This is a genomic window from Aeromonas sp. FDAARGOS 1411 (genome assembly GCF_019047125.1).
Lineage (GTDB): Bacteria > Pseudomonadota > Gammaproteobacteria > Enterobacterales > Aeromonadaceae > Aeromonas > Aeromonas veronii.
This window is the reverse complement of the sequence record NZ_CP077214.1, coordinates 575,131-588,755: the sequence shown is the minus strand read 5'-3', so window position 1 is coordinate 588,755 and position 13,625 is coordinate 575,131. Positions and strand designations below refer to the sequence as shown.

Annotated in this window: 11 protein-coding genes, 1 tRNA gene and 1 riboswitch; of the genes, 5 read left to right on the top strand and 7 right to left on the bottom strand. The window is 58.9% G+C overall.

Features of this window, described 5'->3' with window-relative positions; genetic code table 11:
- Nucleotides 1-3 precede the first annotated feature (3 nt).
- On the top strand, nt 4-3,138 hold the full coding sequence (locus tag I6L41_RS02635) for a multidrug efflux RND transporter permease subunit (RefSeq protein ID WP_216961815.1): 3,135 nt from the start codon (nt 4-6) through the stop codon (nt 3,136-3,138).
- Nucleotides 3,139-3,224: 86 nt separating this feature from the next.
- Here I6L41_RS02635 and I6L41_RS02630 read toward each other — a convergent pair.
- A tRNA-Ser gene (locus I6L41_RS02630) sits at nt 3,225-3,314 on the bottom strand.
- A 440-nt stretch (nt 3,315-3,754) separates the two neighbouring features.
- Here I6L41_RS02630 and I6L41_RS02625 point away from each other — a divergent pair.
- Together I6L41_RS02625 and I6L41_RS02620 are read left to right on the top strand one after the other, a co-directional pair.
- On the top strand, nt 3,755-4,663 hold the full coding sequence (locus tag I6L41_RS02625; RefSeq protein ID WP_234781340.1) for a L,D-transpeptidase family protein: 909 nt from the start codon (nt 3,755-3,757) through the stop codon (nt 4,661-4,663).
- Nucleotides 4,664-4,702: 39 nt separating this feature from the next.
- Nucleotides 4,703-5,692: a DUF481 domain-containing protein gene (locus I6L41_RS02620; protein ID WP_058059928.1), complete on the top strand. Its 990-nt coding sequence runs from the start codon at nt 4,703-4,705 to the stop codon at nt 5,690-5,692.
- 66 nt (nt 5,693-5,758) lie between these two features.
- Here the strand turns inward: I6L41_RS02620 and I6L41_RS02615 are convergent, their stop codons facing one another.
- The 4 genes from I6L41_RS02615 to I6L41_RS02600 form a co-directional block, all read right to left on the bottom strand.
- Nucleotides 5,759-7,174, bottom strand: a complete 1,416-nt coding sequence (locus tag I6L41_RS02615) for a DASS family sodium-coupled anion symporter (RefSeq protein ID WP_076495096.1) — start codon at nt 7,172-7,174, stop codon at nt 5,759-5,761.
- 244 nt (nt 7,175-7,418) lie between these two features.
- A complete protein-coding gene (locus I6L41_RS02610) occupies nt 7,419-8,144 on the bottom strand; it encodes a MaoC family dehydratase (protein WP_204483864.1) in 726 nt (241 codons plus the stop codon).
- Between the two features lie 245 nt (nt 8,145-8,389).
- Nucleotides 8,390-9,361, bottom strand: a complete 972-nt coding sequence (gene rlmF, locus I6L41_RS02605) for a 23S rRNA (adenine(1618)-N(6))-methyltransferase RlmF (RefSeq protein ID WP_127005749.1) — start codon at nt 9,359-9,361, stop codon at nt 8,390-8,392.
- A 148-nt stretch (nt 9,362-9,509) separates the two neighbouring features.
- Nucleotides 9,510-9,998 carry a C40 family peptidase gene (locus tag I6L41_RS02600; protein ID WP_005334331.1) on the bottom strand — a complete coding sequence of 163 codons (489 nt, stop codon included), beginning with the start codon at nt 9,996-9,998 and terminating at the stop codon, nt 9,510-9,512.
- A gap of 275 nt (nt 9,999-10,273) precedes the next feature.
- On the opposite strand from I6L41_RS02600, the gene I6L41_RS02595 reads away from it, so the two are divergent.
- Complete coding sequence (locus tag I6L41_RS02595; RefSeq protein ID WP_216961813.1) at nt 10,274-10,996, top strand: 4'-phosphopantetheinyl transferase superfamily protein; 723 nt, start codon at nt 10,274-10,276, stop codon at nt 10,994-10,996.
- Nucleotides 10,993-11,841: a tetratricopeptide repeat protein gene (locus tag I6L41_RS02590; RefSeq protein WP_005361736.1), complete on the top strand. Its 849-nt coding sequence runs from the start codon at nt 10,993-10,995 to the stop codon at nt 11,839-11,841. The genes I6L41_RS02595 and I6L41_RS02590 overlap by 4 nt, the downstream gene beginning before the upstream one ends.
- Before the next feature lie 172 nt (nt 11,842-12,013).
- On the opposite strand, the gene I6L41_RS02585 is transcribed toward I6L41_RS02590, so the two are convergent.
- Both I6L41_RS02585 and ribB read right to left on the bottom strand, forming a co-directional pair.
- Nucleotides 12,014-12,256, bottom strand: a complete 243-nt coding sequence (locus I6L41_RS02585; RefSeq protein WP_005334342.1) for an Lpp/OprI family alanine-zipper lipoprotein — start codon at nt 12,254-12,256, stop codon at nt 12,014-12,016.
- A 226-nt stretch (nt 12,257-12,482) separates the two neighbouring features.
- Complete coding sequence (ribB, locus tag I6L41_RS02580; protein WP_216961812.1) at nt 12,483-13,136, bottom strand: 3,4-dihydroxy-2-butanone-4-phosphate synthase; 654 nt, start codon at nt 13,134-13,136, stop codon at nt 12,483-12,485.
- Between the two features lie 104 nt (nt 13,137-13,240).
- Nucleotides 13,241-13,397: riboswitch (FMN riboswitch) on the bottom strand.
- Nucleotides 13,398-13,625: the final 228 nt, after the last annotated feature.

Genomic DNA, 13,625 nt, shown 5'->3' with positions numbered 1-13,625 from the left:
TCCATGCCGCAGTTTTTTATTCATCGCCCGGTGTTTGCCTGGGTGATCGCCCTGTTCATCGTGCTGGCAGGGGTCATTGCCATCCCCAAGCTCCCCATCTCCCGCTATCCCTCGGTGGCGCCGGTGTCGGTGACCCTCTATGCCACCTATCCGGGCGCCACACCGCAGACCCTGAACGATGCGGTGGTGAGCCTTATCGAGCGCGAGCTGTCGGGAGTGAAGAACCTGCTCTACTTCGAGTCCTCGGTGGACGCCTCGGGCAGCGCGCAGATCACTGCCACCTTCAAGCCGGGCACCGATCCGGAGCTGGCCCAGATGGACGTACAAAACCGCATCAAGGCGGTCGAACCTCGCTTGCCACAAGCGGTGCGGCAAACCGGCCTGCAGGTGGAGTCCGCCTCCTCCGGCTTTCTGATGATGGTCGGCATGACCTCACCGGATGGCCGCTTCGATGAGGTTGCCCTCAACGACTACATGGCACGCAATATTGTGCAGGAGTTGCGCCGCATCGACGGGGTGGGGCGGGTGCAACTGTTCGGCGCCGAGCAGGCCATGCGCATCTGGGTAGATCCGGCCAAACTCGCCGCCTACGGGCTGACCATCGGCGAGGTGGCACAGGCCATCGAGCAGCAGAACATCCAGATTGCACCGGGGCGCCTCGGTGACGAACCCGCCCTACCGGGGCAGCGCCTGACTGTTCCCCTCACGGTTCAAGGGCAGCTGACGACTCCCGAGGCATTCGCCGCCATCGTGCTGCGAGCAGGTGGTGATGGCGCCAAGCTGGTGCTGGGTGATGTCGCCCGGGTCGAGCTGGGGGCGCAATCCTACGCCTTTTCCAACCGGGAGAACGGCGTGGCCGCCACCAGCGCCGCCATCCAGCTCTCCCCCGGCGCCAACGCCGTGCGTACCGCAGATGCGGTGCGCACCCGTCTCGCCCAGCTCGCCCCCACCCTGCCGGCGGGCATGGCCTATTCGATCCCGTTTGACTCGGCCCCCTTCGTCAAGGTCTCCATCGAAAAGGTGATCCACACCCTGCTGGAAGCCATGGTGCTGGTATTTCTGGTGATGTTTCTCTTCCTGCAGAACCTGCGCTACACCCTGATCCCGGCCATCGTCGCCCCCATCGCTCTGCTTGGCACCTTCGCGGTGATGCTGCTGGCCGGTTTTTCGATCAACTCCCTCACCATGTTCGGCATGGTGCTGGCCATCGGCATCATAGTCGACGACGCCATCGTGGTGGTGGAGAACGTCGAGCGCCTGATGGCCACCCGGGGGCTGTCGCCCCGGGAGGCGACGTCTCAGGCCATGAAAGAGATCACCGGGGCGGTGATCGGCATCACCCTGGTGCTCACGGCGGTGTTCCTCCCCATGGCGTTTGGCAGCGGCTCGGTGGGGGTCATCTACCAGCAGTTCACCCTGTCGATGGCGGTGTCGATCCTCATTTCGGCCTTCCTCGCCCTGACCCTGACGCCTGCGCTCTGCGCCACCCTGCTGCGTCCGGTCAGTCCGGATCATCATGAGAAGCGCGGCTTCTTCGGTGCCTTCAACCGGGGTTTCGAGCGGTTCACGGCAGGCTACGGTGCGCGGGTAACCCGGCTGGTCGGGCGCAGCGGACGGATGATGGCAACCTTTGCCGCCCTCTGCACCGTGCTGGCCCTCGCTGCCGCCCAGCTGCCCTCCTCTTTTCTGCCGGACGAGGACCAGGGTTACTTCATGACCTCCATCCAGCTGCCGACCGGCGCCACCAGCGAGCGCACCCTTGAGGTGGTCAAGGCCTTCGAGGCTCACGTCGCCTCTCGCGAGGCGCTGGACACCAACCTGGTGGTGCAGGGCTTCAGCTTCTCCGGCGCAGGCCCCAATGCGGCCATGGCCTTCACCATGCTCAAAGATTGGGATCAGCGTCATGGTGCCACGGCAGCCGAAGAGGCAGATCTGGCACAAGCGGCTATGGCAAATATTCCTGAAGGCACGGTAATGAGCCTGCTGCCGCCCGCCATTGACGAACTGGGCACCGCCTCCGGCTTCACCCTGTTCCTGCAAGACAGGGCCAACCGGGGGGAAGCCGCGCTGCTGGCCGCTCAGGCACAACTGCTGGAACTGGCTGCCAAAAGCCAGGTAGTCAGTGATGTGTATCCCGACAATCTGCCTCCCGGCGAGAGCATTCACCTCGAGATCAACCGACAGAAGGCCGAAGCCATGGGACTCTCGTTCGCCAGCGTAAGCAGTACCCTGTCGGCCGCAATGGGGTCGCTCTACGTCAACGACTTCCCCAACGGCGGGCACATGCAGCAGGTCATTCTGCAGGCCGACGCGTCGGCGCGCATGCAGCTCGATGACGTGCTCGGCCTGCGGGTGCGCAATGCCAACGGCGGCATGGTCCCCTTGCGGGAGGTGGTGACACCGGAATGGCGCGAATCGCCGCAACAAATGATGCGCTTCGATGGCTTCCCTGCCGTGCGTATTGCCGGAGGGGCAGCGCCCGGCATCTCCAGCGGAGCGGCGATGGCGGAGATGGAGCGTCTGGTGGCGCAATTGCCACCAGGCTTCGCATTGGCCTGGACGGGACAGTCGTTGCAAGAGCGCCAGTCGGCCGAGCAGGCCCCCCTGCTGATGCTGCTGTCGGCGCTGGTGGTCTTCCTGGTGCTGGCGGCACTCTATGAAAGCTGGTCGATCCCGCTCTCGGTGATGCTGGTGGTGCCGCTGGGCCTGCTCGGTGCCGTCGCGGCCGTGATGCTGCGCGGCATGCCCAACGACGTCTTCTTTAAAGTAGGCATGATCACCATCATCGGTCTATCGGCCAAGAATGCCATCCTCATCGTGGAGTTTGCGCGCCAGTTGCACAGTGAAGGACGCTCGCTGCTTGATGCAGCTGTCACTGCTGCCCGCCTGCGCCTGCGCCCCATTCTGATGACCTCGCTGGCCTTCACCCTCGGGGTGGTGCCGCTGATGCTCGCCAGTGGCGCCAGCGCGGAGACCCAGCACGCCATTGGCACCGGCGTGTTTGGCGGCATGATCAGCGGCACCCTGCTGGCCATCTTCTTCGTACCGGTCTTCTTCGTCTTCGTCATCGGCACCCAGGCGCGCATTCAGGCCTGGCGGGCACGGCGAGCATACAACAGCATTCATCCGGGCCGATGACCACAGATACACAGGCAGCCGGATAATCCCTCAGCACATCACCAAAAGAGAAAGCCCAACCTGCTAAACAGGTTGGGCTTGGTATGTGGCGGAGAGACAGGGATTCGAACCCTGGGTGGCATTGCTGCCACAATTGATTTCGAGTCAATCCCGTTCGGCCACTCCGGCATCTCTCCGTGGGGAGAGAGTTTTACCCAAGCTGGGCCGAGGATGCAATAAAAATTTCTTAGATATCAAATGGCTGAATCAGATATCTGGGAGCAGGCTCACAATGCGGCGCGTGCTGTTCGCGTTGCTAGGCCACCCTGCATCCACCCGACATTAACCCTCTCGCACACCCGGCCATTATCCATATCGTGATATTCCCCCCATTGCCATGAGGCGTCTCTTTTTCCTGCTTGGTGCTCAAATTTATGGGTGATGCCGATTTTGGCAGGTTTCCTATGTATCCCCACATCATTGCGAGTGCGCGGCAAGCTGGTAATCATGGGCTGATTGAGGAACAATCGCGCCATCCTGGCGGCTGTATTGATGATGTTCCGCCCCGATTGAACTGATGGATCTTCTTATGCGATTGCCAAAACTTATGCCCCTCTCCATAACGCCTTCCCTTTCCATGCTGCTGGCAGCGATCCTGCTTTGCGCCGCGCCGGCAGAGGCCAAACGCTACCCGCTGCCACCTGCTGGGAGTCGCCTCATCGGTGAGCTGGAGGATTACATTATCCAGCAGAATGAACATCTGGAGCTGGTTGGCAAAAATACGCAAATTGGATTTTTGGCACTGCTTGAGGCAAATCCGGGTGTAGACCCCTATTTACCCAAGCCGGGCACCCGTTTGACGCTGCCCACCCAGATGCTGCTGCCTGATGTGCCTCGCGAGGGGATCGTCATCAATCTGCCCGAACTGCGCCTCTACTACTTCCCCAAAGAGAAGAGCGAGGTCATCGTGCTGCCCATCGGGATTGGCGATATCGGCCGCGAAACACCCGAGATGACCACGACGGTCATCGAGAAGAATCCCAACCCGACCTGGGTGCCCGGCCCCATGGTGCGCAAATCCTGGCTGGAGCAAAAAGGGATCACCCTGCCCGCCGTAGTGCCCCCCGGCCCGGAGAATCCCCTTGGCAAGTTCGCCATGCGCCTTGGCTATGGCAAGCGCGACTACCTGATCCACGGCACCAACAAGGATTTTGGCGTTGGCCTGCGGGTAAGTGCAGGCTGCATCCGGCTGCGACCTGACGATATCGAGGCCCTGTTCAAGATTGTGCCGATCGGCACGCCGGTGCGGGTCATCAATCAACCGGTCAAGGTCGCCATCGAACCGGATGGTCGGCGCTGGCTGGAGGTACACTCCCCGCTCTCTCGCACCGAAGAGGAGCTTGAAAATGGCGCCCCGCTGGTGCTATCTCCGGCCATAGAGAGCTTTATCAGCGCACCTGACGTGATGCAGGATGAGGTGACGGCTGCGCTGGAGAGCAAAAATGGCCTGCCCCGCCCCATCAGCAGCCAACTTGTCAGTGGCTAAGTAACCAGCGCCCGAGTCGCACCGGAGTCACCTTACCTCATGAAATTCCTGCCCCTCCTATTCCTGTTGGCCTGTCACTCCTTGTGGGCCAAGGACATTCTCTGGATGAACAATGGCGATCGTCTGACCGGTAACATCGAGGAGGTGACCGAACAGTCGGTGCGCATCGCCCTGCCCTACAGCGGCGCGGTGACCGTCAAGCGGGAGGCCATCAAACGCTGGCGCATTGATAAAGAGGACAAACCCAAGGCGACGGCAAAGGGTGGGCTCAAGCTGTTCGAGGATGACCAGGATGAACGCAACGCCTGGCTCTGGACCGGCAGCGGCGATCTCAATGTCAAACTCAAACAGAATGACAAGCAGACCAACAACGTCAACCTCAAGTGGAAAAGCGAGCTGGCCAATCTGGACTGGCGTTACAGCTTCTCCGGTGAATATACCTATGAGACCGCTGACAACATCACCGACAGCCATGATTATCAGCTCAACCCTACGCTGGACTACTTCTTCAACCAGCAGTGGTTCTTGCGCACCTCACTCGATGCCGAATATGACATGCTGGATAAAGATCGCTATCTCTATATGGACTATGGCTCGGGGCCGGGCTACCGCTTCTGGAACGACAAACGCCGCCGACTGGAGCTGATGGCCCAAGGGGGATTAAGCCGACTCTACTTCCGTGAAGATAGCGAGGTTCCCAAGATTTTTCTGGGTGAACGGGTCATTGACTACCCCTTCGCCGGTTTTAACTGGGATTATCGCCAACCTTTCTCCCTCTGGCAGGAGAAAATGGAGCTGTTCAGCCAGGGGCGCTATCTGAAATATCTGGCACAAGCCTCCCCCTATTTCACCCGTAATCAGGATCTGAAAGGCAGCATAGGATTGCGCTACTACTTCAACGACCATCTGCGCCTCTCCTGGTCGAGTGAGCTGGATTGGGAAGATGCTGACATCCTTGTCGACACAGGCAGCCCGGAACCCCGGGAGAGCGAATTAAGACACCTGCTCAGCCTTGGTGCCAGTTTCTAGCCTCGGATCCCCAACACGCAAAGAGGAGCCAAATCGGCTCCTCTTTGCTTTAGGCGAACAGGTTCGCTAGATCAGCCCCCAGGCGGCAATCTGGTAGATCCACACCATCGCCAGCAATGTGCCGACCAACCCCATGATGACACCGATGCGCACCATCTGGTGACTCTCCACAAGACCGGTGGCGTGGGCCAGCGCATTGGGTGGGGTACTGATGGGCAGCGACATCCCGAGTGAGACCGAAATGGTAACCGCCAGGATCAGGGTGTGGCTGCCGCCCCACTCGGCCAGCTCCGGCATGCTGACCGCCAGTGCCGCCACCAGTGGCAGCAGCAGGTTGGCGGTTGCGGTGTTGGACATAAAGTTGGCCATCACCACCGCCAGCAGACAGGCGCCGACCAGCACCGCCAGCGTGGAGTATTCGTGGAACGGAATATGGGTGATGAGCCGCTCGGCCAACCCGGAGTCCTCCAGCGCCAGCCCCAGCGCGATACCGCCCGACACCAGCCAGAGCACATCGAGGGAGATCTTGTGCAGATCGTCCTTGGTGATGATGCCGGTGGTCAGGAACACTGCCACCGGGATCATGGCGACCACGTAGGAGCTCATGCCGTGCAGATCCCCCAGTAGCCAGAGCACTATGGTGGTGATAAAAGTGAGGTAGACCACCCAGGCGCGAGGGGTCTGCATAAAGCGCCCCTCAATCTTGAGATCCATCCGCTTGAGGGTGCTCGGGAAGAAGCGCCCCAGCAGAAACCAGCCAAGCAGCAACAGCAATACCACAAAGGGCACCGCAAACCCCATCCACTGACCGAACGAGATGGCATGCTCGCCGGTCAGGTATTTGAGGGCCACTGCGTTGGGCGGAGTACCGATGGGAGTGCCGATCCCCCCGAGGTTGGCCGCCAGCGGAATGGCCAGTACAAAGCCGATTTTGGCCGGGTCCTTGTCGGGAAACGCCGCCAGCACCGGGGTGAGAATGGCCAGCATCATGGCGGTGGTGGCGGTATTGCTCATAAACATGGAGAAGGTGGCGGTGATCAGCATCAGCCCCAGCATGACGATCCGGGGATCCTGACCGAACGGGCGCAGCAGCACCCGCGCCAGATTGACGTCCAGATGGTATTTGGTCGCCGCAATGGCGAGAAAAAAACCGCCGAGAAACAGCATGATGACCGGCGAGGCAAAGGTCGCCATCACCTCGGTGGACTTGAGCAGCTCACCAAATCCCGGCTCTGCCTTGTCGGCAGTCATGAACCAGAGCCCCTTGTCGGAGAGCAGCAGCAGCTCCAGCACGATGATCAGCACCGAGGTGGCGAAGATAGGGATGGGCTCCAGGATCCAGCAGAGGGCGGCCAGCACGAAAATAGCCACGACCCGCTGCTCGATGACGGTGATCCCCTCCAGCGGGATCCAGTGGGTCGGGATCAGCAGGATGGCGAGGCTCAGCAGCAGTGGCAGAATAATCTTGTTATTGATGGGCACTATTGTCTCCAGGATCGGGAGTAAGAAGCCAATAGTGGCATAACATGCTATCGCCTCACGCGGCCAACTCGCCAAAATGAGAGCTGGCTAACTGCACGGCGCACCGTTTTGTGAGTCATATCAAGCTGGGGTCGGCGCGCGATGGCTGACGCCTCAGACCTTGCAACAAACAGGCAAAAAAACGGGCCCGCTGTTCGTTGCACACGACAGCGGGCCCGTTTCACCATTCATACCGATGAGGGGCTCAGAAGTAGATGCGGGTCACCGACTCGATGACGCAACCCGGGCGACGGATCCCTTCGATCTCCACCTTGATCTCTTTGAGCAGCTCCAGCCCACCCTTGATGGGGGTGACCCGGGCCAGCTTGGTGCGGGCGCGGATGTTGCTGTCCACCTTGATGGGGTACGGGAAACGTACCTGATCCAGCCCGAAGTTCACCACCATGCGGGCGGTCGGGAACTCGGGGGTGGCCTCATCGACCGAGCCGGTCAACTGCGGCAGCAGCGCCAGGGTCAGGAAGCCGTGGGCGATGGTGGTCTTGAAAGGCGACTCGGCGGCCGCGCGCTCCGGATCGGTGTGGATCCACTGATGATCCCCGGTCACGGCAGCAAACTGATCGATCATCTGCTGGCTGACGTGCAGCCACTCGCCCACATGGGTCTCTTCACCAATGCGAGCCTGCAGGGCGGCATAGAGCTCGGCTGCCTCGGCCCCCAGCTCCACAGCGGGTTCCTGAGCCACGGCAGGCTGACCGTTGGCCACCCGTGCCACGGTTGCTGCATCCTGTTGCTGCTCGCTCTGGGTCTCGGTTTGCAAGTCCAGTACACGACCCAGCAAAGGGTGAAGATGTGCCTTTTGCTGAAACTCACGCCAGTAGTCGCGGATCGCCGGTGAGAGCCAATCCTTGAGCTCAAAGGGGTGCTGCGCCAAAATTTCGCGCTTGCGCTTCAGAAAATCGACAACTTTCATGTTCCGATCCCTATGTGATTCATTGCCTGTAAAGAGGTCTAACCAGTCCTATTTTATTAAAGTTTCAGCTGTAAGTGCAAAAAAATCTCGGCGTACACCTGTACCAAGGCGGAAGTAACTACTTACACCATGTAAACCAGCACGATCTGCCAATGAGGAAATCGATTGCCAAAGATGCCGCCAGCAGGGGAAATTCGCGGGGCTCATCATGAAAAAAGGCCCTCATCGGGCCTTGTGGTGGGGACTCAGCGCGCGCTCGACCAGCCGCGACGCAATCCCTCTTCATCCAGAAAGGACCAGGCGAGGATCCGGCTCACCTTGTTGCCCTGCGCCATGTCGATCACCCGTACCTGACGCGCCCCCACCCGGCTCAACGCCTTTTTCGCCCCCGGCAGGTTCTCTTTTTTCGACACCAGCGAGCTGAACCAGAGGCACTGAGTGGCAAACTCCTTGCTCTGGGCAATCATGTTGGCCAGAAACGCCGCCTCGCCCCCTTCGCACCAGAGCTCGGCCTTCTGGCCGCCAAAATTAAGCACAGGAGCGCCTGTCACCTCCTTGCCCAGATTGCGCAGCTTGCGCTCCGTCCCCTTGCTCGCCTCTTCCAGCGACGCGTGGAACGGCGGATTGCACAGCGTCAGGGCAAAGCGCTCCTTTGGCCCTATGATGCCGCGAAACACATGGTTGGGGTTGCCCTGCAGGCGACACTCAATCTGGTTGCCGAGTCCGTTGCTCTTGGCCAGCAGGGTGGCCGCCTTGACCGAGACCGGATCGATATCCGATCCCACAAAACGCCAGCCATATTCGCGGGCCCCCAGCAACGGATAGATGCAGTTTGCCCCCACCCCGATATCCAGCACCCTCACCCCCTTGCCGGTAGGGAGCTGGCCTGCGCTCTCGGCCAGCAGGTCGGCCGCCCAGTGCAGGTAGTCCACCCGTCCCGGGATAGGCGGGCAGAGGTAACCGGCAGGCAAGTCCCAGTGGGCAATCCCGTAGTGATGGGCCAGCAGGGCGCGATTGAGAGTCTTCACTGCATCGGGATCGGCAAAATCGATGGTGCGGGTACCGTAGTCATTGATAAAGACATGAGCGGCCAATTCGGGAGTTCGCAGGCAAAGCGCCTCAAAGTCGTAACCCGCCTGATGGCGATTACGGGAGTGAAGTCCGGATTTACGGTCGCCCGACTTGGGGCCACCGGCTGATGGGATGCGGGGTTTCATGCTGAGCCTGCCGAAGAAAACGGGCCCACACTATAGTGATTTGACTCGGGAAAGTCTAAACGAGGGCAATAAAAAACCGGGCTATCGAGCCCGGTTCAAGTGAGGTTGGAAAAACAGTCCGTACTGCGAGCCGTTTGTCCAGCCTGACTCAGATATCGATCCGGCGAGCTTGCCAGAACTTGTTGCGCCAATATTGGCTATCCAGCTTGGAGCGTGTCACACCGGCGCGAGTCGAGGCGTGGATGAATTCACCATTGCCGACATAGATACCAACGTGGTTGAGACGACGATTGATTTTGAAGAAGACCAGGTCACCCTCGACCAGATCCTGCTTGGAAACGCGCGTCCCTTCATGGACTTGGGAGCGGGTATCGCGGGGTAATTCGATACCGACGGCATTGCGGAACACTTCACGGGCAAAGGCGGAACAGTCGATACCGCGCTGGCTGCTGCCACCCATACGGTACGGAACACCACGCCACTCTTTATATACAGTCAGGATTTCATTCACATCGGGTGTCTGGGAAGCTTCCGGTTCGATGACAGGTTCAACCATGGAAACTTCGATCTTGCTCGCGACCTCGGGTTGGGGTGCCGAGGCACAACCCACCATTCCGAGCGCGACCAGCAGTAGCATCAGGTGGCGCAATCCTTTATCCCCGCTAAATAGTAAATCTTGTTAAAATACGGCCCCAAAGGGCAATTTATAAGGCAACAGCACCCGACTATATCCAAGAATTCTATCGAGGCAAGTGAAAATCCCTATCAAGCTCACATTTTTGCAAGGAAATGCACGATTTTTCATAATTAATGTGATCATGCCCAAACAATATACAATCGCAAAAAGAGCCTTGGGCCTCATAGATAACTGGCTTTTATCCCTGCTTCAGCACCTTTTTAAAGTGAAAAATCATGATCGAAACCGATCTTTTTTTGTTAAAACCGGCCAGGGTATGCCAGGAACTGCTTGCTCAATTGCCTGAATGGCTGTCAACCGATGAGCAACATATCTGGCAAGCCATGACCCATCCTGAACGGCGTCAGGAATATCTGGTGAGCCGCGCCCTGCTGCGCCAGCTATTGGCCGGGCGGCTGCAACAACCTGCCGCCAGTCTGCAATTTTGCAACGGCCCCCACGGCAAGCCCGGACTGCATGATGATGCTTGGCAGTTCAATCTGAGCCACAGTGGCAGCTGGCTGGTGTTGGCGCTCTGCCCGCAGGGGCCGCTTGGAGTGGATATCGAACTGGGCAAACGGCGGCATCATCCCCTCCCCCTGGCCCGCCGCTTTTATGCACAGAGTGAATATGAGTGGCTCTGCGCACAGCCTGCTCAAGAGCAGGAGAACTCCTTCTACCGGCTCTGGTCACGCAAGGAGGCGGTACTGAAAGCCCACGGTGGCGGCATAGCGGCGGGGCTGGAGAAGGTACGATTTATCCCGGAGGAAGGATGGCGACTCGACAACCGGCTCGATGACACCCCTTATCAGGTACAGGATTGGCCCTTTGCCAGCGGCTGGCTCAGCCTCGCAGCGGCGGCAGCCCCTGTGACCTTTTACCGGCTGGATGAGCGCTTGAATTGCCACTCGCTTAACCCCATGTTACTCAACACCCTTTCTGAAGAGTCCAACTCATGATCGTCGACATTACTCCCCAGAATTTTCACGCTGAACTTATCGATGCGTCCATGAAGAAGCCGGTCGTCATCTATTTCCATGCTCCGCAGATGCCGGAGTGCCAGGGGATGACACCGCTGATCGAATCACTGGTTGGGCCCGCCAATGAGCAGGTCACCCTGGCCAAGGTGGATATGAACGATCCCCAGCTGCAGCCGCTGGCCAGTCAGCTTGGTCTGCGCGCCCTGCCGGCGCTGGTGCTGTTCCATCAGGGTCGCCCTGACGAACAGGGGATCATCGAAGGGCCGCAGGATGAAGCCACCCTGCGCCAGTATTTCGCCGCCTTCGCCCCCAAAGAAGAGGAAGAGTTGCTGGCCAAGGGGCAACAAGCACTGGCTGACGAGCAGCCCAGCATCGCCTATGCCCATCTGACCAAGGCACACCAGCTGGCTCCTGAACGCCACGACATCAGCCTGTGGCTCATTCAAGCTGCGCTCGACCTCAACCTGCTGGATGAAGCGCAGGAGCGCCTCGGCACCATCCCGATGATGGCGCAGGATGGTCACTTCCATACCCTGAGCTCACGGCTGGCGCTGGCCCTGCAAGCGGCAGACAGCCCGGAGCTGCGCGCGCTGGAAGCCCGCCACGCAGAACAGCCTGATGATTTTTCCCTGACTCAGGAGCTGGCGGTGCAATACAACCAGGCTGGTCGTCAGGAAGAGGCGTTGGGACTGCTGCTGGAGATCCTCAAACGGGATTTGGCATTCGGCGATGCCAGAAAGACCTATCTCGATATTCTGGCGACCATGGGCAGCACACCGGCGGCGCAGAGCTACCGTCGCAAACTCTATAGTCTGCTCTACTGAGCGGAATCGAACTGGCTGGTAATGATGGGGGAGTGCCGGGAAACCGGCATGACCTCATGGGTCAAGTACGAAGAAGGTACTGTGGGAATAAGTTACTGTGAGAATAGTGGAGATACGGTGAATTTCAGGCAAAAAAAAATGGCGCAAAACTGCGCCATTTTTTTCGCATGGATTACTTCTTGTAGGAAGTAGCCATGTTGTCGATGCGCTGGTTAGCACGCATAGCTTCTTGCTTGGCTTCGGCAACATCAGCAGCGATTTTGGACTGATCAGCACGAACTGCGCTAACATCTTGAGCCAGTTGGTCAACTTTGTTAGACAGATTCTGAACGGAAGTTTCCAGTTCGCTGGTGTTTGCACAACCGCCCAGCAGAGCGGACAGACCAACAACACCTACCAACAACAATTTTTTCATTTTTTAAAGCTCCCTTGAACTCGCCAGACGTTTAGCAAGCGGCGTGATTATGGCACAAAAAAATCCTACTTTGCATAGTCCCCACCACAGATAAATGCATTAAAACCCTCATTTTTTTTTGAATGAACAGTTTTTGTCCAGATTCGTCTAAAAAATGAGTGCCGTATGGTGGGGGCACGGACAAAGGTTAACCAAATTTTTGCCTTATTACAATTTCGTATGAGGCTCAGGCTGTACGTTCTGACAACAATTGACGATATTGCACCAGATCCTCGATGGTCAGCACCGGCATCTGGTGCTTGCGACCGAACGCAACCAGATCTGGCAGACGCGCCATCGAGCCATCTTCTTTGGTCAATTCACACAACACACCAAACGGTTTGAGGCCAGCCAGCTGCATCAGATCGACCGTCGCTTCGGTATGACCACGGCGGGTAAGCACCCCACCGGTTCGCGCACACAACGGGAAAACATGACCCGGGCGGTGCAGATCACCCGGTTTGGCGCCGTCTGCGATGGCTGCACGGATGGTGGTGATGCGATCAGCCGCCGAGACACCGGTCGTGACCCCCTGCGCCGCTTCGATGGTCACGGTAAAGGCAGTCTGGTAGTGACTGGAGTTGGCCTCCACCATCATTGGCAGTTCCAGCTGGCGAACCCGCTCGTCGGACAGGCAGAGGCAGACGATGCCGGAGCACTCGCGGATCATCAGCGCCATCTGTTCATTGGTCATGGATTCAGCGGCGAAAATGAGGTCGCCCTCGTTCTCCCGATCTTCATCGTCGGCCACCAGCACGCCGCATCCGGCACGCAAGGCAGACAGCGCCGCTTCGACACGGGCAACGGGATCACCGAATTCACTGAGTAGAGACTGATTCATGGTAAAACTCCTAAACAAGACAAGGACCAGAATCAGGGCATGGAAAGGCAGACAGAGACGGGCATGCAGCGGCCAGCCCACAAGGGCCAAAACGGCAAGGTCTGTCTTATCCTCTTTCATCCGGACTATGACCGTCGGCTCCGGCATCTCACCGGATCTGCTGACCCCGACCTGGCAATCAGCCGGGTCGGGCGCTCGCGGGCTCCCCGAGTCAATCGGGATACCGCCGGTGGGGAATTGCGCCCCGCCCTGAGAATAAGCGCAGACAGCCTAAAGAAAAACGGTTGCAGATACCAGCCAAAATCCCCCGCAGGCTGAAAAGCGTTTCAACATTGCGCCCGGGATCCCGCTCTGCGGCACGCTCGCCAGCACGAGAGGTCATGACTGGCGAATTTCTTTATGGCTCGGATCGGTTTATGGCATAGTTCCCGAAACAAAAAAACAGCGCCCGAAAAGAGAGCCTGAACAACGCTGCCGGCGCAGACAGCA

Bases quoted from the DNA above. Each gene is read 5' to 3' on its own strand.
- I6L41_RS02585 (WP_005334342.1), bottom strand. From the start codon at position 12,256: ATGAAAAAATTGTTGTTGGTAGGTGTTGTTGGTCTGTCCGCTCTGCTG.
- rlmF (WP_127005749.1), bottom strand. From the start codon at position 9,361: ATGAAACCCCGCATCCCATCAGCCGGTGGCCCCAAGTCGGGCGACCGT.
- I6L41_RS02610 (WP_204483864.1), bottom strand. From the start codon at position 8,144: ATGAAAGTTGTCGATTTTCTGAAGCGCAAGCGCGAAATTTTGGCGCAG.
- I6L41_RS02635 (WP_216961815.1), top strand. From the start codon at position 4: ATGCCGCAGTTTTTTATTCATCGCCCGGTGTTTGCCTGGGTGATCGCC.
- I6L41_RS02590 (WP_005361736.1), top strand. From the start codon at position 10,993: ATGATCGTCGACATTACTCCCCAGAATTTTCACGCTGAACTTATCGAT.
- I6L41_RS02600 (WP_005334331.1), bottom strand. From the start codon at position 9,998: ATGCTACTGCTGGTCGCGCTCGGAATGGTGGGTTGTGCCTCGGCACCC.
- I6L41_RS02595 (WP_216961813.1), top strand. From the start codon at position 10,274: ATGATCGAAACCGATCTTTTTTTGTTAAAACCGGCCAGGGTATGCCAG.
- I6L41_RS02620 (WP_058059928.1), top strand. From the start codon at position 4,703: ATGAAATTCCTGCCCCTCCTATTCCTGTTGGCCTGTCACTCCTTGTGG.
- I6L41_RS02625 (WP_234781340.1), top strand. From the start codon at position 3,755: ATGCTGCTGGCAGCGATCCTGCTTTGCGCCGCGCCGGCAGAGGCCAAA.
- ribB (WP_216961812.1), bottom strand. From the start codon at position 13,136: ATGAATCAGTCTCTACTCAGTGAATTCGGTGATCCCGTTGCCCGTGTC.